Origin of the sequence: Chryseobacterium contaminans (assembly GCF_001684955.1) — a bacterium.
Lineage (GTDB): Bacteria > Bacteroidota > Bacteroidia > Flavobacteriales > Weeksellaceae > Chryseobacterium > Chryseobacterium contaminans.
Genome location: NZ_MAYF01000168.1, coordinates 1 through 20,555, shown reverse-complemented (window position 1 = coordinate 20,555; position 20,555 = coordinate 1). Strand labels below are relative to the sequence as shown.

Genomic DNA, 20,555 nt, shown 5'->3' with positions numbered 1-20,555 from the left:
TAACCCTAGCCAAGGATGCAATCCTTAGCTATATCGGTTTATTATTTAATTAAATCGTTAATCCCATAAAAATTTTTCATCATAATCCATTTTATGTTTTTCCAATATCTCCACAAGTTCATTTTTAAAATCCTGTTTTTGGTGATGCTGGCGTTGATTTTTAATATATTTTGTCACAATATGAACGTCTTTTTCACCTACTGAAAACGCACCATAACCATCCTGCCAAAAGAAATTCTCATATTTCTTACCTTTTGTTTTGATCCATTTTGAAGAATGAGCTTTTATTTCCTGAACCAACTTCATCAATGCAATCTTCCTGGACAATCTACAAAGAATGTGAATATGATTATCTGTTCCTCCGATCTGTAATGCATAGCTTTCAAAATCTTTACATAATGTGGCGATATAGGCGTACAATTCTTTTTCTATATTTTCATCTATAAAATCATTCCGGTATTTTGTACTGAATACGATATGGATGTAATTTTTGACTAATGATTGTGGCATTTGTGTGTTTTTTTGGTGGTTTGTATTTATGTTGTCATGAATGGGTTTTTCATTGATATGTTGGTTGTTGATATTGATTGGAATTTTTCCAATCCTGGGTTAAATCGTCCCGTTGGGACTCTTTGGAATGATAGTTTTAAATTTTTTAATCCTGCTGACATCCTTATCTCCCGGGGCTATTTCAAATCTTGAATTAATATCTAGGGCAAAAGGTTTCTGTTTTAATCCTTCCATATTTTTGATGTTCTCTTCTGAAATACCGCCGCTCAGAAAATAGGGGAGTGGAATTTCAAATTCATTTAATACATTCCAGTCAAATTGCTGGCCTGTTCCTCCAAATGCCTTGCTATCTGTATCAAACAGGTAGTAGTTGATAGGTTGTAGGTTGCAGGTCGTTGGATTATCATTGAAGATCTTTGCTATTTTCTCTTTGTTTTCAGCTGTATCATTTCCGATTCTGATCACTTTGATGATTTTAACATCTGGATGTAGCTGTTCTTTGAGTTCAATAATAAAATTACCATCTTCATCGCCATGTAGCTGAATCAGGTTTAGCTTTGCTTTCTTAGCTATTTCCACAATGGTCTCAACCTTTTCATTGACAAAAACCCCAACTTTTCCCTGATGATTAATCTGTGCAATGTCATCCAAACCCAAATGTTTCAGAACATATCTTGGGGATTTTTTATAAAAAATAAACCCCAGGAAATCTACATTGGCTTCAATTAATTCCTTTATCTGGTCGAGCTTTGTCAGGCCACAGACTTTAAGTGCAGAAGAGACGTTATTATTTATTTGTTGTTTGTTCATTACAGTTAATTGACAGTTATGGACTTTTGATTTTCCAGATTGAAATCCATTTTTAAATTTTCAAATTGACACATTTTCAAATTAATAAAGAAAACTCTTCAAATGCTTTGGCCGGATCTGAATTCCTCATGAAATATTCTCCCATCAGGAATCCATCAAATCCTTTTTCCTTTAAATATTTAAAATCTTCAAGACTGTAAATCCCGCTTTCTGCAATGGATAACGTGTCTTGAGGTAACTGATCTTTTAACTGAACAGAATGTTGTAAATCCACTTTAAAATCTTTCAGGTTTCTGTTGTTAATTCCAACCAAATCAATGTTGGAATTAAAGTGTTTCAGTTCTTCTTTGGTATGAATTTCTAATAAAACTTCCAAATCCAGTTCATGAGCAAGTTGCGTGAACTCCTGAACTTGATTCGGTGAAAGACATGCCGCAATCAGTAAAATCACATCGGCTCCCATGCTTTTCGCTTCATAAAACTGGTATTCATCAATCATAAAGTCTTTACGAAGAATAGGAATATTGATATGTTTTCTTACATTCAGAATATCTTCAAAGCTTCCACCAAAGAAGTCTTTATCTGTAAGAATGGAAACTCCGCTGGCTCCAAACTTTTCATAAGCAGAAGTAATATCCAGGGGCTTAACATTATTATTGATGATTCCTTTAGATGGAGATTGTCTTTTAAACTCAGCAATAATTCCGTTTTGGGTTCTGACGGATTCTTTCAATGAAGAACTCTTTCTTCCAAAAAACTCAGAACTTTTTAACTCATCAATTGAAACAGTTGCTTTTGAAAGGGCAACTTCCTCTTTTTTTCTTTCAATAATTTTATCTAGTATGGTCATGGGTAGAAATTAGGATGTTGTGAAATCACTTTAAATTTTTAGTTAATTAAAAGCTCAAATGTTTTTAATGCTTTTCCACTTTCTAAGCTTTCCTGAGCCAATAGTAAGCAATCATCATATGTTCCAAATTTATGGGTATGATAAAGGGCTACGGATGCATTGGCCAGCACTACCGAGTTTTGCTGTTCAGTTCCTTTTCCTTCCAGAATATTCATGAAAAGTTTTGCGGTTTCTTTAGTTGTATCTCCGGCCTTAATATCTTCTAAGGTTACAGGATTGAACCCTAAGTCTTCTGCAGAATAAATTTCTTCTCCTTTTTTAGTAATGATTTTACTGTCGTGAGTAAGACTTATTTCATCATATCCATCCAATCCGTGAACAAGGATAAACTCCTGTTCTTCTTTTTGTAAAAGGTATTGGTAGATTCTTGCAATTTCCAGGTTATACACTCCAATCATGGAATATTGAGGTTTTGCAGGATTCACCAAAGGTCCCAGCAGATTAAAGAAGGTTCTTAATCCCAAAGATTTTCTCAATAATCCAACGGATTGAAGGGCAGGGTGGAAGTAAGGGGCATGTAAAAAGCAGATATTGGCTCTTTCAAGGTCTTCATTCAGCTGCTCTGAACTGTTCTTGAACTGATACCCCAATTCTTCCAGCACATTGGATGAACCTGTAGTGGTTGAAGCTCCATAATTTCCATGTTTTGTTACCTTCTGCCCGGCTCCGGCCACTACAAAGCTGGCCAATGTTGATATATTGATTGTGTTTTTTCCGTCACCTCCCGTTCCTACGATATCAATGGCATCGCTGGCATCAATATTTACCGGAACAGCCATCTGTAAAAGTGCTTCTCTAAAACCCTCCAGTTCTTTCAATGTGATATTTCGCATCAGGAAAACACTAATGAAAGCGGTTACTTCTGCTGCATTGAACTTATTTTGTGCTATTTCAATCATCATGGCCTTTGCCTCAGACTTCGACAAGGTGTTGTGATTGAACATATATTGCAAAATTTCTTTCATTTGAGGAGTTTTTAGGGTTGATGGATCTTGTGTTGCTGTGTTCATATTTAGATTTACTTCATTAAACTTTCAATAGAAATTTCTATTGATTTAAAAAGTTTCGGATGATAATTTCTCCGTCAGGGGTTAAAATACTTTCCGGGTGAAACTGTACTCCGTGTACATCATAAGTTTTATGCTGAAGAGCCATAATCATCCCATCTTTATCAACGGCTGTAATTTCCAGTTCATCAGGGAAATTCTCAGGGTTCACAGCCCAGCTGTGGTATCTTCCCACTTCAATGCCTGATTCTAAATCTTTGAAAAGTTTGGTGTTTTCTTTCACTAAATCAGTGGTGGTAGCTACTCCATGGAAGATTTCAGATAAGTTGATAAGGTTTCCTCCAAAAGCTTCAGCAATGGCCTGTTGTCCTAAACATACTCCTAAAATACTTTTGGTAGGCGCATATTCTTTAATCAGCTCCAATAAAATTCCAGCTTCTTCCGGAATTCCAGGGCCTGGAGAAAGGATGATCTTGTCGTATTTGCCAACCTCTTCCAAGGTAATTTGGTCATTTCTTACAACATCTACTTTTTGATCCAGGATTCTTTCAATGATCTGGACAAGGTTGTAAGTGAAGCTGTCATAATTATCGAAAACAAGAACCTTAAGTTGTGACTGTTGAGCGTTTATATTGTTGTTCATTTCTTTTTTGTTGTAGGGTTAATGGGGAAGCGTTGATGAAGTTTTTAATTTTCTACTATTTTTTCTGCTTTTTCAACTGCTTTTTTCAGCGCATTTAGTTTATTATTCACTTCCTGAAGCTCATTTTCCGGGACAGATTTTGCCACAAGACCAGCTCCTGCCTGATAAAACAATGTATTGTTCTTACTTAAAAAGGTTCTGATCATAATGGCCTGGTTGCAGGTTCCGTTCAAGCCAACAATTCCAATACATCCGCCATAATATCCACGGGAATCTTTTTCGTATTGATTGATAAGCTGAAGGGCTTTATGTTTAGGAGCTCCACTTAAAGTTCCTTGTGGGAAAGTGGCAGAGATCATTTCAAGAGGGTTGATCTGCTCAGGAAGCTCAGCCGTTACTTCACTTACCATGTGAATCACGTGAGAGAAAAGCTGAATTTCTTTCAGTTTGGTCACCGTTACATTTTTACCAAGTTTCCCAAGATCGTTACGGGCAAGGTCTACCAACATGGTATGTTCTGCATTTTCTTTGGGATCATTTTTTAATACTTCAATGGCCTGAAGATCGGCTTGAAGATTCCCTGTTCTTTTAGAAGTTCCGGCAATAGGATGGATAATCGCTTTATTATCTTTAATGATTAACTGGCTTTCAGGGCTTGATCCAAACAGTTTGTAGTTTCCATAATCAAAATAAAACAGGTAAGGTGAAGGGTTGATATTTCTCAAAGCACGGTATACATTGAACTCATCTCCTTTAAATTTCTGTTCAAATCTTCTGCTTAATACCAACTGGAAAACGTCACCTCTCATACAGTGTTTCTGAGCTGTTTTTACCAGTTCAATATAATCTTCATTAGTAAGATTTGACGTTTCCTGTCCATCTTTTTCAAATGGATATACCGGAGTATTTTGGTTTTTGATGAGGTTTTCCAAAAGGTGAAGCTCAGATTTTACTCCTTCCATTTGGTTTTCGATGATATGCATTTCATCATTGAAGTGGTTGATGGCAATTACATATTGGTATAATCTGTATCTGAGGATCGGAATTTCTACTTCCGGACTTTGTGCTTTTAAATTGATGTTTTCAAAGAATTGTACCGCTTCAAAGCTTGTGTATCCGAAAAGACTTTGTGCTGTTTGTTCAATAGGATCATTGGTTTTCTCACAATCGAAGACATTACGGAAGTCTTCAAAAATATCAGTGATGTTGCGTTCCATAATGAACTGTTTTGCAGGAGCTGAGTCAGGGAATTTAATCTCAAATTCATTTAAGTTTTTCACTTCAATTCCGGCAACAGCATTGATCGCTATAAAAGAGAAATTGTTATCAATGCTTTTAGAATCAGAGCTTTCCAGTAGAATCGTATCTCTGAATTTGTCTCTGATCTTAAGATAAATATTCATTGGAGTATGAAGATCCCCAAGAGTTTTTTTCGAAACGGTTTTTATTTTGATTTTCTGTGTAAACATCTGCTGTTTTATTTTTTTGTAAGATTTTAGGAATAAAAAAAGGCTTTAACGGAATCCGTCAAAGCCTTGTATATTGTTTTGTTTATATCTGATGTTGGGTTAGCAACATGACAATACCTTCAGACCCGACGAAGAGTTTGAAAGCCACCACCAAATATTGTTGCTCATTGTAAACATGTGACAAATGTAGAAATTTTTTTAATACAAAAAACAAAAAATTCAAAAAAAATAAAAAACTTACTGTTGAATTGATTCTATTTCAGTTGTTTAAGTTCTTCTTTGAGTTCTTCAAGTTTTCTTTTATAACTTTCCTCATCATAAGATGCGGTATAGTTTTCCAGCGCTTTGATATATTCTGCAATAAATTCTTTATTGGTTCGGTCTGCCTCATATTTGATTCTTGCAGAGTTTACCGGAGCTAATTTGGAGTATTTAAGTACTGCCTTTCCTTCTTCGGATTCATTATAAAGAATAACAATGTTTTTTTCATATCCCGGAATATATTTTACAGGGAAGCTGATTTCCATTCTTGGGATTCTGATTGTATTTTCAATAGGATAAATGGTGGCGGATGTTGTTGAAAAGAAGGTTGAAACGTATTTTCCATCCTGTTTTTTTACCACAGCTTCATAATCATGAATGTACATTTCGTTTAGCGTTGAATTGGTTTCTTCATCAGAAGTAATAATCGCAGTGCTTTCTACACCATATTTATTGAGAAACCAGGCATTGAGAAACTGTCCACCGAATCCATTCAGGATGGAGAGCGGTATAGCAAGAATAAAAAACCATATCTTTTTGGTGAGATAAGATAAGAACCCTAAAATCAGGAAAAGAAGGATCACAGTATAAAAACCATGATGGCTGGTGAAAAACAGGATTTTCGAAATTAAAACCATAGCTAGCTTTTATAGTGATTTCTCTGATATAAAATTAGGTTAAACTTATCAAAAAAAGACAAAAGAATTCATGTTTATTTACTTACTCCGAATAAGTTGTTATCTAAAGTTTTTGGTAAGGTAATATACATGCAATTTTACGGCATTGTCATTGATGAAATAACATTCTAATAGTTTTATTAAAGGAGTTTACGATGATAACAAAAATGACTGATTAAGCTATATGATATTTTACCATAAATGCACGAATAAAAATAATTCGTGCATTCGTAGCGATTAAAAATCTGCAAGAAAAGAATATGATTTTATCTTTAATGTACAGGTTCAGACAGGGGAATATCAGTAGCTCCGCTGTAGAATACAATTAAAGTGGCTCCTTTGTCCCCGGTTTTTCCTCTGTGAGCAATATTGACCATTTCAGGAAGAACCTGCCCCTTTTTTACCCATTGTGTTTTGCCATCTTCCTTTCTTTCTATCTGGATTTCTCCTTTCTCTACGTAGGCCGCATTAATAACGGGATGTTTATGCCAATCCAGTGCTTTATTAGGAGGAACGGATATTTTAAGAATAGAGATTTCCGGCTGTCCGGTCGGGTAGCTGGCATACAGAGTTCCGTCCCAGGATTTTGTGGTTTTTAATAACGTTACGGATTCAATTTTATCTGAATATTCTGATTTAGGCTGCTCATCATCAGAATCATGACAAGATAGAGATAAAGAGAGTAGAGCCAATAAAAGCGTTGTTTTGAATAAATTTCTTTGAGTCATACATTTAAGATTAATAGTTTGTATTTGGTGTGATCTGTTATACAAAAATAATAACCTAATTTAAATTTTCACTGTTAATTGAATTGTTTTTTCAGTTAAAAATAATACACATTTAAATTGTAAAATCTTCCTCAAAGAAACATTTGTCATAAGCTGAAACGTTTATTTTTTATATTTTTGCTTTCAAATTAGAAAAAAATGAAAAAAGTATTCGCAATCGCATTTATCGGAGGTTTATTATTAGCAAGCTGCTCTAAAAAGGTAGATCACTCATTACAGGACAGCAACACTATGCTTGAAGAGCCTGAAGCAACTACAGTGGTAGATTCTACAGCTAAACCTGCTGCTCCAGCTGCTGCAACTCCAGCTCCTGAAGCTGCTAAAACAGATTCTACAGCGAAGAAATAATGAAAAACTTATTTTTGGCAGGAACTTTAGGCCTTCTGATCTTTTCCTGTTCTAAAAAAGAAAATACAACAGAGGTAGCATCTTCAGATGCTGCGCCAGTGTCTGCTCCTGCTCAGTCTAATCTTTCCGGTGATCAGATCATGGAAACATTGGACTGTTCAGGATGTCACTCTGTTAATGAGAGAATGATAGGACCTTCTTATCAGGAAATTGCGGCTAAATATACTGACAAGGATATTGAATTGCTGGCTTCCAAAATTATAGAAGGCGGTAGTGGAGTTTGGGGCGGAGTCCCTATGGCTGCTCATCCACAGGTATCTAAAGAAGATGCTAAAAAAATGGTGGAGTACATTCTAAGCCAGAAAAAATAAAAGATGTCCACAGAAAAATCCAGTCTGCACACAAGAAATCTGCATCGTAATCCTTATGATTTTGATCTGCTGATTTCCTGTGTGCCAGAACTGAAACATTATGTCTTTGTGAATGTTCACGGGACAACTACTATTAATTTCAGTCTACCTGAGTCTGTAAAATTACTCAACAAAGCTTTACTCCTTCATTTTTATAAGGTTAAAAATTGGGATATTCCAGATTCTAATTTATGTCCACCCATTCCGGGAAGGGCAGATTATGTGCATTATATAGCTGACCTGTTAGCAGAACAGAAAGGTGAAATTCCAACAGGAAATTGTATAAAAGGCTTGGATGTTGGAGTAGGAGCCAATCTTGTTTATCCTTTGATTGCCCATAAATCTTATGGCTGGAAGATGCTTGGAACAGATATTAATGAAGATTCTTTAAAAAATGCCCGGCATATTCTGGATCAGAACCCGGATCTGTCATCAGCAATTCACTTACAATACCAGCCCAATTCAAATCAGATATTTAAGGGAATCATAGCTCCAGAAGATAAGTTTACATTTTCTATGTGTAATCCTCCTTTTCACGATTCAAAAGAATCAATGATAAAGGGAAATCTTAGAAAGACAAAGAATTTAAATAAGGGAAAGACACAGAAAACATTACTTAATTTTGGCGGACAACAGTCGGAATTATGGTGTGAAGGTGGTGAACTGGCATTCATTACCAATATGATTACTGAAAGTGCTCAATATTCATCTCAGGTTCTTTGGTTTACCTGTCTGGTTTCCAAAAAAGATAATCTTTATAAGCTGACTACACTTTTAAAGAAAGTAAAAGCCATAGATTTCAAAACGATTGATATGGCACAGGGGCAGAAAGTGAGCAGAATATTAGCCTGGACATTTGTTCCTAAAAAGGACAGGGAAATATAAAGATTCAAAACTTACCACTAATATAGTGATAGCTCAAATTCTGAACTTCATACCTCGCACCTCGCACCTCGCACCTCGAATCCCGCACCCTGCACCCATATCTCAGCCACTTTTTAAAATTTCTGAAAAAATCAATTGACGGTCAACTCAAAAATGCCTAAATTTGTACGCTTTTAGAAAAATAAGAAATGCAATTATCAGAACAAGAAATCATTAGAAGAGAAAAGCTGAATAAGCTTACTGAAATGGGGATTAATGCGTTCCCTGCGGATGAGTATATAATTACAGATACTACAGAATCTATTAAACAGGACTTTTCTGAAAGTAAACAGGTGAAGATCGCTGGTAGATTGATGTCCCGCAGAATTCAAGGAAAGGCTTCTTTTGCAGAATTGCAGGATTCTAAAGGAAAAATTCAGGTTTACTTCAACAGAGACGAGATCTGTCCGGGTGAAGATAAAGAATTATATAATGAAGTGTACAAGCACCTTTTAGATATCGGTGATATCATTGGTATTGAAGGGGAGTTGTTTACTACTCAGGTAGGAGAGAAGACGGTTTTGGTAAAGAACTTTACGCTTCTTACGAAGGCTTTACGTCCGCTTCCTCAGGCTAAAACAGACGAAAACGGGGTTGTACACGACGGATTTACAGATCCTGAATTAAGATATAGACAGCGTTATGTAGATTTAACCGTAAACCCACAGGTAAAAGAAATTTTCGTGAAGAGAACAAAATTGTTCAACGCGATGAGAACTTTCTTTAATGATGCAGGATATTTTGAAGTGGAGACACCAATTCTACAGTCTATTCCTGGTGGAGCAGCGGCAAAACCTTTCATTACGCACCACAATGCTTTAGATATTCCATTATATTTAAGAATTGCCAACGAATTATATCTGAAAAGATTGATCGTAGGTGGTTTTGACGGAGTATATGAGTTCTCTAAAAACTTCAGAAATGAAGGGATGGACAGAACCCACAACCCGGAATTTACTGCAATGGAAATCTATGTAGCTTATAAAGACTACAACTGGATGATGGATTTTACAGAAAAACTACTGGAATTCTGTGCTATTCAGGTGAATGGAACTACAAAAGCAACTTTCGGAGAGCATGAAGTAGATTTCAAAGCTCCTTATCCAAGAGTTTCTATGACGGAAGCAATCTTAAAATTCACTGGTTTTGATATCACTGGAAAAACTGAGCAGGAATTATATGATTTCGCTAAGTCTATTGGAATTGAGGTGAATGAGACAATGGGTAAAGGAAAATTAATTGATGAGATCTTCGGTGAGAAATGTGAAGGAAACTTTATCCAGCCGACTTTCATTACAGATTATCCAATTGAAATGTCTCCATTAACTAAAAAACACAGAAGCAAAGAAGGCTTAACTGAGCGTTTTGAATTAATGGTATGCGGTAAAGAAATTGCAAACGCTTATTCGGAGCTTAATGATCCAATTGATCAGAGAGAGCGTTTTGAAGCTCAGATGGCATTATCTGAAAGAGGAGATGATGAAGCAATGTTCATTGATCAGGATTTCTTAAGAGCTCTTGAATATGGTATGCCACCTACATCAGGACTAGGAATCGGTATGGACAGATTAATTATGTTCTTAACGAACAATGCTTCTATCCAGGAAGTGTTATTCTTCCCTCAGATGAGACCGGAGAAAGCAGCTCCTCAAATAGAACTGGGAGAAGATGAGAAAGTAATCCTTGAAATCCTTAATTCTCAGGAAGAACCAATGTCTTTAGCTGATGTAAAGCAAAGAAGCCAGTTATCCGGTAAAAAATGGGATAAGGCTTCTAAAACTTTAACAAAGAATAATCTTGTGAAAGTAGAGAAGATTGAGGAGAATCTTTTGATGAAACTCGCTTAGTTTTATACAACATCATAAAAAAACCGGTACAGAATTACTCTGTACCGGTTTCTTTTTTCCATTTTCGAAGCTGTGTCCTGAAATTTTTAAATGGTGCTACAGTATTAATGTGTATCCATTTCCAAACGGGCCACTTTGCTGGTGTTGTTGCCCATTTTCTTTGTTCAGGTTCAAACAGTATTTTATCATCAAGCTTTTCAATCCATTCTATAATTTCGTTGACTTGCTTTTTTAATAATTCCCTTTGTTCGGCTAAACTATAAGAACCATATTGGTCATAAAAAGACTGATATAGTCCCTTTAAATTATTCCATTTGTATTCAGGAGTAGGAGTTTTTACTTCAATTCCTTTCTTTTCATCAGCTTCCCATTGTAGGAGAAGATGGGTCCAGCCAATCTGATAGGATATATTTTGAGAAGGAGTTTTATCAACTCCGGATTTTAACAGATCTTTTTCCCCTTCTTTAATATCATTGAACTCCTGATCGTAGAGAAAATATCTTGATTTAATTTCTTCAATAAGTTCTGCTTTGTCTTTATAGTTCTGCATATCTCTTATTTTCTTAATTTACTGAAAGAAGCCATCAGGTAAAATAAAAACGGGAGAATAAATAATGATCCCAGCATTAATGCCCAACCTAATGCAGCAATAGTTTTAGGCGGTGCCATATGCTCTAAAAGTGAAAGATGCTGTCCGTTACCTAATAAAATAATATCCGGATTATGTTGGTAAGTAGCTGCTACAAGAATCATCACCATTTGAAATCCTGCCAACGCTCTTACAGGTAGTAATTTTTGATTATTCAAAGCTCTTAGGATAAGCAATAAAGCAACCGTAGCAAAAGCAATGGCCATAATTCCTAAAGGTTTTGAAAATACCCACATTAAAAGTGGAATATCTGAAATATAAGCTGTGACAAAAACTAGAATTCCTGTAATTACAACAAAGATCATCGTCTGTTTTGATTTTCTGATCATTAATAGCAATTCTTCTTTCCCTCGGGTTTCTCTTAATGAAAATATAGAGGCTAGGTAAGCGCACAGCGCTACTGTAAATAAACCTACAGATACTCCAAACCAGTTCAGCCAGCTGTAAACATAGAGATCAAGAAAACCTACTGCATCAGGATTGATAGAATGGGAAACCGTTGCTGCTGCTATTAATCCAAGGAAAAAAGGAGTTAAAAGGCTCGCGTAATAGAATATCTGTGTATATAAAACCTGCCAGTTATCCTTTACGGCGTCATAATGCCTGAATGTAAACGCTGTTCCTCTTGCAATAATTCCTACAAGCATTAAAACCAGAGGAATATGGAGATAAGTAGACATGGTGGTATAAATGTCCGGAAAACCAACAAAAAGAATCACAATAGCAATAATCAGCCACATATGATTGGCTTCCCAAACCGGAGCAATAGATTCATACATAATCTCCTGAGTTTTATGACGGGCTTTTTTATTGGTGAAAAGTTCCACAATACCTGCTCCAAAGTCAGCACCACCCAGAATAATATAAAGACAGATGGAAAGCCATAGAAAACCTATAACAATGTAGATCATGATTTTTTGTTTTTATCGTTAAACTGTGGGTCTGTTGGGTCGTAAAGTTTCGGTACCATCTGCACCTGTCTTCTTAATAGGAATACCAGAATTAATGATAATGATATAAAAATTGCAGTGAAGAAGTAGAATGAATACTGTATTCCAGGCATTGGAGTTACGGCATCTATTGTTCTCATCACTCCATAAATAATCCATGGCTGTCTTCCTACTTCAGTAACGGTCCATCCCGCTTCCAGAGCAATATATCCGAATGGAGTGGCAATCAGGAATGTTTTTAATAGCCAGTTTTTAGTGAGCCATTCTTTTTTAAAGAAGAAAGCGTAGAGGTATACAGCGCCAATAGAAATCATTACTACTCCAAAGAAGATCATAATCTGAAAAGCATAATGGGTAACCGCTATCGGAGGCCATTCATCCTTTGGAAAATCTTTAAGGCCTTTTACTTCAGCATTGAAATCATTGCTTACCAAAAAGCTTAATACCTTTGGAATTTTAATGGCATATTTTATTTCTTCTTTTTCCTCATCCGGAATTCCGCCAATGACAAACGAAGCTCCTTTTTCTGTTTCAAAGTGAGCTTCCATAGCCGCTAGCTTGATAGGTTGTCTTTCTGCAACAGATTTTGCTGCAACGTCACCACTTAAAGGAGCCCCAAATGCTCCAATTAAAGCAAATCCCACGGCAATTCTGAAGGCTTTGGTATGGAATTCAACATTCTTTTTTCGCATAATTAAAAAAGCATGAACTCCGGCTACAGCGAATCCTGTCGCACAAAAAGCAGCAACCGTCATATGAAGAGCCTGTGGAAACCAGGCATCATTGAACATTGCTTTAATAGGATCTATATTAAGGTATTGTCCGTTAATATAATCAAAGCCGGAAGGAGAGTTCATCCAGGAATTGGCAGCTACCACCAGGATACCGGATGCCAGTCCACTTACGCCTACAAGAAAACCACAGAACCAGTGAAACCATTTATTGAATTTATCCCATCCATATAAAAAGAAGCCAATGGCTATAGCTTCAATAAAAAAAGCTGTTCCCTCCAATGAGAATGGCATTCCAAAGATTGGCCCTGCATGTTTCATAAATCCAGGCCATAAAAGTCCAAGCTCAAAGGAAAGCATCGTTCCTGAAACAGCACCGGTAGCAAATAAGATCGCAACTCCTTTGCTCCATGCTTTTGTAAGTCCTTTATATACTTCATTATTGGTTTTTAGGTACTTCCAATGGGCAAAAGCCATTAAGAAAGGCATTACCATTCCCACACAGGAGAATATGATATGGAAGCCCAGAGAAAGCGCCATCTGGGCGCGGGCAGCTATAAAATCATCCATAATATCAACTTTTCAGTAAATAAATTTACGCATAAATTATTGATGTTGAGTATGATTTAAAACAGTTATTATTTCAGCAATACACATTAATTTTGAATCTTTATTAGTTGGCTATTCTTTATGTTTTCCTAAAGAAAACCCTACATTTTTTATTTTAAACCCCGAAAAAAAATGTCATATTTGCAGGAATTTAGATTGAATTATTGACCATGAAATTTTTAAACAAGGGAGCTATTATAGTCTTTTTTCTATTTTACTCATATTCTTCCGCCCAGTATAGGAATGGGTTGAAGGGAATTTATATGCCCCAGGGAGAACAAGTTAACCTTCCTGCAGAATATAATTTTTTTATTGATGAAGGAAGAAGAATTGCCGGGGAGGTATTTTACCAGAATCTTCAACGTTCTAGTGGAAGAGATAGCAGTTTTAATTCTTTAGAACTGATTTTTTTTGAAAACAGAAAATATGATTTCCTGAATACCGGATTTATATTGGTTCCACAGATGAACAGCCAGCTGATGGGAAAGAATATCTCTACAGTTCCGGTCCGAAATAACAATACATGGAAAATGGCCTTTGGAACAGTAGATTTTGCCACCTACAATCCCCGGAATAATGTTACCAATTTTTTGTACATGGTTATTTGTCGGAATATGACGAATGAACAGGTTCTTGCTCATTTTTTAAATATGATGGACCTTCCTGCAAACAGTAAAATTTCAAAATATGTTCAATTGATAAGGGATATCAATAGGGCAAACAAAATTCATATTGATGAAAAGGTTGATGAATTTGCGCCAGGCCTGTTAACACGATTATGTAAAGATATTAATACTCAGACTTCTGGCAATGAATGTACACTGGCTCTTTATAAAGCTTATATTGAAGATAAGGATGAAAATATAACAAGACAGAATATAGATCGATTTTTCAGATCATTGAGTAATATGTCTCTGCAGAATATGACCAATGATTATGTGCTTCCAAGGGGAGACCTGAATATAATGGAAAAAGATATAAAACTGGTCTTGCCTAATGAATTTTTTTATGTGAAGAAGAAGAATGATCAATCTGATGTTTCTTTTTTTATCGAAAAAATAGAACAAAATCTAAATTATGATTTTGATAAGAAAACTTATGTTCTTAAATTTAAAGTAACTCCTCATTTTGACAGTATGTCATCAGACTTTAAATTTTTAGGAGAATATTATGATATGCTTAAAGGAAAACAACAGGTAGCAGATATCGAGGTGAAAAAAGGAGAGATTAATTATTTTGAATTTTTTCTTTATCCCGATAGAATGGAAGTGCAGGTAAACCTGACCCAGAAAGAAAATAGATTCAACTATAGCTATAAATTGAAAAATATATTTAAAATTAATAAGCATACTCCATAAATCTATAGATATAAGTTAAAAGAAAAAGAAGCGAATTTTGTTTGCTTCTTTTTCTTTTAACTCTACATTTTTTTGACACTTTTTAACTTTCATACCTCGAAAAAAATCACGATATTTGTAAGTCTTTGCATATAGCAGGATTTTTAATATTTAATATGAGTCAGAAACAATATACAGCTAGTAGTATTCAGGCATTGGAAGGAATGGAGCACGTTCGTATGCGTCCTTCAATGTACATTGGTGATGTGGGAGTTAGAGGTCTCCATCATTTGGTTTATGAAGTAGTAGATAACTCTATCGACGAGGCGTTAGCAGGATTCTGCGACACGATCTTCGTTGCTATTAAAGAAGGAAACGGAATTGAGGTTAGCGATAACGGTAGAGGTATTCCGGTTGACTTCCACGAAAAAGAACAAAAATCTGCTCTTGAAGTTGTAATGACAAAAATTGGAGCCGGAGGTAAGTTTGATAAAGATTCTTACAAGGTTTCAGGAGGTCTTCACGGAGTTGGGGTATCGTGTGTAAACGCGCTTTCTAACGAAATGATCACTACTGTTTACAGAGACGGGAACGTTTACCAGCAGATATATTCAAAAGGAAAAGCTCAAACCGGAGTTGAGGAAATCGGTCATAGTGATAAAAGAGGTACAAAACAGTTCTTCCAGCCGGATGATACTATTTTTACCGAATTAGTTTATAACTACGATACATTAGCAAGCCGTTTAAGAGAGCTTTCTTACCTTAATAAAGGGATTACCATTACCCTTACAGACGAAAGAGAGAAATTAGAAGACGGTTCTTTCAGATCAGAAGTTTTTCACTCTGAAGGAGGTTTAAAGGAATTTGTTGCTTATATCGATGGAAACCGTGAATCCATCATGGAACACGTGATCTTCATGGAAGGAGAAAGAGATAACATTCCTGTAGAAGTAGCAATGCGTTACAATACTTCTTTCAATGAGAATCTTCACTCGTATGTAAATAACATCAACACTCATGAAGGAGGAACTCACTTAGCAGGTTTCAGACGTGCTTTAACGAGAACCCTTAAGAAATATGCTGATGACTTAGGAATTCCACAAAAGGAAAAAGTAGAGATTACAGGAGATGACTTCCGTGAAGGATTAACAGCTGTAGTTTCTGTAAAAGTAATGGAACCTCAGTTTGAAGGACAAACAAAAACAAAACTAGGAAACTCTGAAGTTTCCGGAGCTGTAGATAAAATTGTAGGGGAAATGTTAACCAATTTCCTTGAAGAAAACCCGAACGAAGCAAAACAAATCGTTCAGAAAGTTGTTTTGGCAGCAAAAGCAAGACAGGCAGCTAAAAAAGCCCGTGAAATGGTTCAGAGAAAATCTCCGATGGGAGGTTCAGGACTTCCAGGGAAGCTATCTGACTGTTCATCTAAAGATCCGGCAGAATCTGAAATCTTCCTTGTAGAGGGAGATTCCGCAGGTGGAACAGCGAAACAGGGACGTGACAGACACTTCCAGGCTATTCTTCCATTAAGAGGTAAAATTCTGAACGTAGAAAAATCTATGCTTCATAAAGTATATGATAATGAAGAGATCAGAAATATTTATACTGCCCTTGGGGTTTCTGTAGGAACAGAAGAAGACAGCAAAGCATTGAATATGGCTAAGTTAAGATACCATAAAATTGTTATCATGACCGATGCCGATATTGATGGATCTCACATTTCTACCCTGATTCTTACTTTCTTCTTCAGATATATGAAGGAACTTATTGAGAACGGATATATCTATATTGCTCAGCCGCCTTTATATTTATTGAAGAGAGGAAATAAAAAAGTATATGCTTACAATGAGAAAGAGCGTGAAGAGTTTACTCTGGAAATGTCTCCGGATGGAAAAGGTGTTGAGGTACAACGTTACAAAGGTCTTGGAGAAATGAACCCGGAGCAGCTTTGGGAAACAACTCTTAATCCTGAACACAGAATCTTAAAGCAGGTTACTATTGATAATGCTGTAGAAGCAGACAGTGTTTTCTCAATGTTAATGGGAGATGAGGTTCCGCCAAGAAGAGAATTTATCGAGAAAAATGCAAAATATGCCAAAATTGATGCATAATCCTTTTTAAAATATCACAAAAAAGCTTCTAATTATTTAGAAGCTTTTTTTATATTTGACCAAACCAAAAAAATAATAATATGTTAACTCTTTTACAAACAGACCCCTACAATGGGGTAGATGCGGTTTCTGGTGCAGCCGCTGCAGGATTAGGGATTGGATCAATGTTCATGAGCTTACTGGTGTACCTTTTTTATGGATACTGTATGTTCAAAATCTTTAAAAAGGCAGGCAGGGAAGATGCTTGGGCAGCTTTTGTTCCTATTTACAATGCTATTGTCATGCTGGATATAGTGAAAAAGCCGATATGGTGGATCATCCTCTTCTTAATTCCATTTGTAAACCTATATGCCGCATGGGTAGTCAATGACCGATTAGCTAAAGGCTTTGCAAAAGAAACCCCTCTTTACACAATTCTGTTGTTCTTCTTCGGGTTTATTTTCATTCCGGTGTTGGGACTTGGAAGTGATACCTATGATAGTAAGAGAATTCCCAATGATTAAAACGTATAAATCTAAAGACTTCAGAATGGAGTCTTTTTTTATTTATAGATATAGTATTAATTGTTATCTTTTGTAAGACTAGTGATTATTTACAGCTTTATATTAAGGCAGATTTAGAGTAGTGTTTTTTTAAGTATTATTTGGAGGATTCATTTATGTAGAGCCTTTTATTTCATCAAATTGAGATATTAATATGTTGTAATAATCTGTAAGTCAATATTTTATTAGCTTTCATTTTGTGTGGTTATTTTTTTTGACATATTTTTTTTAACATTTGTTAAGATTTTGTTATTTTTGCCCAATTATAATAACCATGATGAAAATATTATTTTTAGGGGCGTTGTCTACAGCCTCAATATATTTCGCCCAAATCTATCCGGCATCTTCAATTCCAGAAAATTTAAAGAAAAATGCTAACGTTGTCATCAGAAAAGATCTTACAACAGTTCAGATTAATAAAGTTGATGAAATAAGATACCAATATAACACGGTAACCACTGTTTTAAATAAAGATGGTGATGAAAAAGCAATTGCTTATATTCCGTATGATAAATCAAGAAGTATTTCTGATGTAAAAGTTACTGTTTATGATGAATTCGGAAAGAAAATAAAAAGCTATTCCAAATCTGATTTTAGTGACTTTGCTAATAATAGACAGGGTGTATTTTATTCTGATAACAGAGTAATGGTATTTTCATATACTCCTGTTAAATATCCTTATACCATTGACTTTTCTTATCAGTCTCAAGATAAAAATACTGTTTTCATTCCTGATTTTATTCCTTTCTATTCTACCAATACTTCTTTGGAAGAAGCACAAATGAAGATTATTAATACCTCTGGGATTGATCTTCGCTCCAAAGTCTATCCGTCAAAGTATAATTATGCTTCAGTGGTTGAGAGCAGTAATGGGAATGAAAAAAATTATTCTTACAAAAATGTTCCAGCAATTGATGATGCTGTACTTATTCCGGAGCCTGTTAAAATATTGCCTAGTGTAAGTTTTGCACTTACCAAATTCAATCTGGCAGGGAGAGAGGGTACTTTAAATAACTGGACAGATTTTGGAACCTGGTACTATAACAATCTTATTGATCCGGTGGCAGTTTCTACTCCTGCAATTAAAGCTGAAGTAGCTGCTCTACAGCTTCAGGGCTCTGTGGAAGATAAAGTAAAGAAAATCTATCAGTATATGCAGAACAAAACCAGATATATATATGTAGGGTTGGGAATTGGAGGCTGGCTTCCTATGATGCCGGATGAGGTTCATAAGAAAGGATATGGAGACTGTAAAGGTCTTACCAATTATATGAAAACCTTATTGGATGAAGCTGGAATTCCTTCTTACTATTGTGTGATCAATTCAGGTCCTTCACAGGTATCTTTTGACCCGGATTTTCCTAAAATGGGTGGCAATCACGTAATTCTGATGGTTCCTACGGAAAATGGAAATATCTGGCTTGAAAATACTTCACAACAGACAGCATTTAACCATTTAGGATTTAGTACTACCGACAGAAATGTGCTTTCTATAAGGAAAAATGGAATAGAATTGATTAATACCCCGGTATATTCAGCAGATCAGAATAAAGAAAAACAAAAACTGAAAATAAAGATAGGAGAGGATAACAGTATTATAGGAGAAGGTAATTTTTTCTACACAGGAAATCAATATGACTACAATTTAGGCTTTGTGAACCTTAATCCAAAAGAAAAGAATGATGCCTTGAAAAAAAGATTTGATGTCTTAAACTTTGAGAAAGTTGAAATGAAAAATTTTGTCAATGATAAAGACAAAGCTGTTATTACCTACGATATAGACTTTAAAACCAACAATTACTGTAAGAATGCTGGGAGCAGCCTTATTTTCAGAGCCGTTCCGATTTTCTCTGATAATGTTTATAAGTCAGACGAGAGCCGTGAGCTTCCATTCGAAATCAGGCAGTCATTTGAAGATGAATACGAAATCAGTTTTATAATTCCTAAAGGGTATAAAATTGATGAAACTCCCAATGATATCAGCATTAATTCTGAATTCGGGTATTATAAATTGAGTTTTGTGAAAAATGGAGAAGAAATAAAGGTGAACAGAAAAGTTCAGGTTAATAAAGGAACTTACTTTAAGGAGAAGTACAATGATTATGTAGGATTTAGAAAAAAAATGCTCAATATGGATAACTCAAAAATTTTAATCACGAAAATATAAATATGAAAAAAATAGTATTAATACTGATATGCTCAGCCAATATAATGGTAGTTAAAGCCCAGAAACATGAGTTTCTGAACCCACCTAAATTTTCTGATGCGGATCTTTCCAAGACAAAGTCATTATTAGATGAAAATGCTCCTGCGGAAATTCTATATAAATCTGTTCATTTTATGATTGATAATTCTACGGGAAATCTGCTTAAAAAATATTTTTACAGGATCAAAATCTATGATAAGGATAAAGCTGAAGATTGGCTAAATTTGGAAGTGCCACTTTATCAGTATGGAGTTGATAAAGAAACGTTAGGTAAATTCAAAGCTTTTACTTACAACCTTGAAAATGGAGCTACAGTTCCTGTAAAAGTTGAAAAAAGTTCACAGTATAAAAGTAAAGAAAGTAAATATGTAAATGTAACAAAGTTTGCTTTTCCCAATGTCAAAAACGGCTCTGTACTGGAATATCAGTACGATATTATATCACCATTTTTATACAGTATTCCTGAGTTTTTAATAGAGTCTGATACCCCGTCTCTTTATACTGAATATGTTTTTGATACCCCTATTAATATCTCATATAATATTAACTATACAGGAGCTTTAGCACCTAAATATAGATTTGTGGAAGAGCAGACTATGTATGGTTCCCAATACAGAACATATAGATTTGGATTTGAGAATGTAAAAGGTTTCAAAACAGAAAAATTTGTGAGAAACGACAGGAATTACAGAACAAAAGTAAGTGCAGAGCTTCATTCCACTAATTATAAAGAGTTGAAGCTGTATTCGTCTTCTTGGGATCAGATCGGTAAAAGACTTTATGAAAGAGATGATTTTGGTGATGAATTAAAAAAGA

19 protein-coding genes and 1 pseudogene are annotated in these 20,555 nt (G+C 35.3%); 9 read left to right on the top strand and 11 right to left on the bottom strand.

Going from position 1 to position 20,555, the window contains the following annotated elements; all coding sequences use genetic code 11:
* Positions 1 to 57: 57 nt before the first annotated feature.
* The 8 genes from tnpA to BBH99_RS10655 all read right to left on the bottom strand — a co-directional run bounded on the left by tnpA (position 58) and on the right by BBH99_RS10655 (position 7,015).
* Positions 58 to 510, bottom strand: coding sequence for an IS200/IS605 family transposase (tnpA, locus tag BBH99_RS10690; protein WP_066695371.1), 453 nt, complete (start codon positions 508 to 510; stop codon positions 58 to 60).
* A 99-nt stretch (positions 511 to 609) separates the two neighbouring features.
* Positions 610 to 1,320, bottom strand: coding sequence for a phosphoribosylanthranilate isomerase (locus BBH99_RS10685; protein ID WP_066695369.1), 711 nt, complete (start codon positions 1,318 to 1,320; stop codon positions 610 to 612).
* A gap of 76 nt (positions 1,321 to 1,396) precedes the next feature.
* Complete coding sequence (gene trpC, locus BBH99_RS10680) at positions 1,397 to 2,170, bottom strand: indole-3-glycerol phosphate synthase TrpC (RefSeq protein ID WP_066695366.1); 774 nt, start codon at positions 2,168 to 2,170, stop codon at positions 1,397 to 1,399.
* Between the two features lie 38 nt (positions 2,171 to 2,208).
* Entirely contained in the window at positions 2,209 to 3,195 is a 987-nt protein-coding gene (gene trpD, locus BBH99_RS10675) for an anthranilate phosphoribosyltransferase (RefSeq protein ID WP_066695419.1), read from the bottom strand.
* 82 nt (positions 3,196 to 3,277) lie between these two features.
* Entirely contained in the window at positions 3,278 to 3,880 is a 603-nt protein-coding gene (locus BBH99_RS10670; protein ID WP_066695365.1) for an anthranilate synthase component II, read from the bottom strand.
* 44 nt (positions 3,881 to 3,924) lie between these two features.
* Positions 3,925 to 5,349 (bottom strand): anthranilate synthase component I family protein, encoded by a 1,425-nt coding sequence (locus BBH99_RS10665; RefSeq protein WP_066695364.1) that lies wholly within the window; start codon positions 5,347 to 5,349, stop codon positions 3,925 to 3,927.
* 254 nt (positions 5,350 to 5,603) lie between these two features.
* Positions 5,604 to 6,248 (bottom strand): hypothetical protein, encoded by a 645-nt coding sequence (locus BBH99_RS10660; protein WP_066695362.1) that lies wholly within the window; start codon positions 6,246 to 6,248, stop codon positions 5,604 to 5,606.
* Between the two features lie 311 nt (positions 6,249 to 6,559).
* Positions 6,560 to 7,015, bottom strand: coding sequence for a cupin domain-containing protein (locus BBH99_RS10655; RefSeq protein WP_066695360.1), 456 nt, complete (start codon positions 7,013 to 7,015; stop codon positions 6,560 to 6,562).
* A 198-nt stretch (positions 7,016 to 7,213) separates the two neighbouring features.
* Between BBH99_RS10655 and BBH99_RS10650 the strand changes: the two genes are divergently transcribed.
* The 4 genes from BBH99_RS10650 to lysS all read left to right on the top strand — a co-directional run bounded on the left by BBH99_RS10650 (position 7,214) and on the right by lysS (position 10,604).
* Positions 7,214 to 7,423: a hypothetical protein gene (locus BBH99_RS10650; RefSeq protein WP_066695358.1), complete on the top strand. Its 210-nt coding sequence runs from the start codon at positions 7,214 to 7,216 to the stop codon at positions 7,421 to 7,423.
* The gene (locus BBH99_RS10645) at positions 7,423 to 7,794 is read left to right on the top strand and encodes a c-type cytochrome (protein WP_066695354.1); all 372 of its coding nucleotides are present in this window, start codon (positions 7,423 to 7,425) and stop codon (positions 7,792 to 7,794) included. The genes BBH99_RS10650 and BBH99_RS10645 overlap by 1 nt, the downstream gene beginning before the upstream one ends.
* A 3-nt stretch (positions 7,795 to 7,797) precedes the next feature.
* Positions 7,798 to 8,718: a 23S rRNA (adenine(1618)-N(6))-methyltransferase RlmF gene (gene rlmF / locus BBH99_RS10640; RefSeq protein ID WP_066695352.1), complete on the top strand. Its 921-nt coding sequence runs from the start codon at positions 7,798 to 7,800 to the stop codon at positions 8,716 to 8,718.
* Positions 8,719 to 8,906: 188 nt separating this feature from the next.
* Positions 8,907 to 10,604 (top strand): lysine--tRNA ligase, encoded by a 1,698-nt coding sequence (gene lysS / locus BBH99_RS10635; protein WP_066695351.1) that lies wholly within the window; start codon positions 8,907 to 8,909, stop codon positions 10,602 to 10,604.
* A gap of 34 nt (positions 10,605 to 10,638) precedes the next feature.
* Here lysS and BBH99_RS10630 read toward each other — a convergent pair whose 3' ends face one another.
* The 3 genes from BBH99_RS10630 to BBH99_RS10620 are packed head-to-tail and all read right to left on the bottom strand — an operon-like array spanning position 10,639 to position 13,504.
* Positions 10,639 to 11,154 (bottom strand): ClbS/DfsB family four-helix bundle protein, encoded by a 516-nt coding sequence (locus BBH99_RS10630; protein ID WP_066695347.1) that lies wholly within the window; start codon positions 11,152 to 11,154, stop codon positions 10,639 to 10,641.
* Between the two features lie 5 nt (positions 11,155 to 11,159).
* The gene (locus BBH99_RS10625) at positions 11,160 to 12,164 is read right to left on the bottom strand and encodes a cytochrome d ubiquinol oxidase subunit II (RefSeq protein WP_066695345.1); all 1,005 of its coding nucleotides are present in this window, start codon (positions 12,162 to 12,164) and stop codon (positions 11,160 to 11,162) included.
* Positions 12,161 to 13,504, bottom strand: coding sequence for a cytochrome ubiquinol oxidase subunit I (locus BBH99_RS10620; protein WP_066695344.1), 1,344 nt, complete (start codon positions 13,502 to 13,504; stop codon positions 12,161 to 12,163). Before BBH99_RS10620 ends, BBH99_RS10625 begins: the two co-directional genes overlap by 4 nt.
* Positions 13,505 to 13,713: 209 nt before the next feature.
* Here BBH99_RS10620 and BBH99_RS10615 point away from each other — a divergent pair, with 209 nt between their 5' ends.
* The 5 genes and pseudogenes from BBH99_RS10615 to BBH99_RS10595 form a co-directional block, all read left to right on the top strand.
* On the top strand, positions 13,714 to 14,901 hold the full coding sequence (locus BBH99_RS10615) for a hypothetical protein (protein WP_066695343.1): 1,188 nt from the start codon (positions 13,714 to 13,716) through the stop codon (positions 14,899 to 14,901).
* A gap of 155 nt (positions 14,902 to 15,056) precedes the next feature.
* On the top strand, positions 15,057 to 16,991 hold the full coding sequence (gyrB, locus tag BBH99_RS10610) for a DNA topoisomerase (ATP-hydrolyzing) subunit B (protein WP_066695341.1): 1,935 nt from the start codon (positions 15,057 to 15,059) through the stop codon (positions 16,989 to 16,991).
* A gap of 80 nt (positions 16,992 to 17,071) precedes the next feature.
* A complete protein-coding gene (locus tag BBH99_RS10605) occupies positions 17,072 to 17,494 on the top strand; it encodes a DUF5684 domain-containing protein (RefSeq protein WP_066695339.1) in 423 nt (140 codons plus the stop codon).
* Positions 17,495 to 17,807: 313 nt separating this feature from the next.
* Positions 17,808 to 19,700: a DUF3857 domain-containing protein gene (locus BBH99_RS10600; protein ID WP_066695337.1), complete on the top strand. Its 1,893-nt coding sequence runs from the start codon at positions 17,808 to 17,810 to the stop codon at positions 19,698 to 19,700.
* Positions 19,701 to 19,702: 2 nt separating this feature from the next.
* Positions 19,703 to 20,555 (top strand): annotated as a pseudogene (locus tag BBH99_RS10595) (DUF3857 domain-containing protein); the annotation flags it as partial.

Bases quoted from the DNA above. Each gene is read 5' to 3' on its own strand.
- BBH99_RS10655 (WP_066695360.1), bottom strand. From the start codon at position 7,015: ATGACTCAAAGAAATTTATTCAAAACAACGCTTTTATTGGCTCTACTC.
- BBH99_RS10685 (WP_066695369.1), bottom strand. From the start codon at position 1,320: ATGAACAAACAACAAATAAATAATAACGTCTCTTCTGCACTTAAAGTC.
- trpC (WP_066695366.1), bottom strand. From the start codon at position 2,170: ATGACCATACTAGATAAAATTATTGAAAGAAAAAAAGAGGAAGTTGCC.
- trpD (WP_066695419.1), bottom strand. From the start codon at position 3,195: ATGAAAGAAATTTTGCAATATATGTTCAATCACAACACCTTGTCGAAG.
- BBH99_RS10670 (WP_066695365.1), bottom strand. From the start codon at position 3,880: ATGAACAACAATATAAACGCTCAACAGTCACAACTTAAGGTTCTTGTT.
- tnpA (WP_066695371.1), bottom strand. From the start codon at position 510: ATGCCACAATCATTAGTCAAAAATTACATCCATATCGTATTCAGTACA.
- lysS (WP_066695351.1), top strand. From the start codon at position 8,907: ATGCAATTATCAGAACAAGAAATCATTAGAAGAGAAAAGCTGAATAAG.
- BBH99_RS10615 (WP_066695343.1), top strand. From the start codon at position 13,714: ATGAAATTTTTAAACAAGGGAGCTATTATAGTCTTTTTTCTATTTTAC.
- BBH99_RS10625 (WP_066695345.1), bottom strand. From the start codon at position 12,164: ATGATCTACATTGTTATAGGTTTTCTATGGCTTTCCATCTGTCTTTAT.
- BBH99_RS10630 (WP_066695347.1), bottom strand. From the start codon at position 11,154: ATGCAGAACTATAAAGACAAAGCAGAACTTATTGAAGAAATTAAATCA.
- BBH99_RS10620 (WP_066695344.1), bottom strand. From the start codon at position 13,504: ATGGATGATTTTATAGCTGCCCGCGCCCAGATGGCGCTTTCTCTGGGC.
- BBH99_RS10600 (WP_066695337.1), top strand. From the start codon at position 17,808: ATGATGAAAATATTATTTTTAGGGGCGTTGTCTACAGCCTCAATATAT.
- gyrB (WP_066695341.1), top strand. From the start codon at position 15,057: ATGAGTCAGAAACAATATACAGCTAGTAGTATTCAGGCATTGGAAGGA.
- BBH99_RS10660 (WP_066695362.1), bottom strand. From the start codon at position 6,248: ATGGTTTTAATTTCGAAAATCCTGTTTTTCACCAGCCATCATGGTTTT.
- BBH99_RS10650 (WP_066695358.1), top strand. From the start codon at position 7,214: ATGAAAAAAGTATTCGCAATCGCATTTATCGGAGGTTTATTATTAGCA.
- BBH99_RS10665 (WP_066695364.1), bottom strand. From the start codon at position 5,349: ATGTTTACACAGAAAATCAAAATAAAAACCGTTTCGAAAAAAACTCTT.
- rlmF (WP_066695352.1), top strand. From the start codon at position 7,798: ATGTCCACAGAAAAATCCAGTCTGCACACAAGAAATCTGCATCGTAAT.
- BBH99_RS10605 (WP_066695339.1), top strand. From the start codon at position 17,072: ATGTTAACTCTTTTACAAACAGACCCCTACAATGGGGTAGATGCGGTT.
- BBH99_RS10645 (WP_066695354.1), top strand. From the start codon at position 7,423: ATGAAAAACTTATTTTTGGCAGGAACTTTAGGCCTTCTGATCTTTTCC.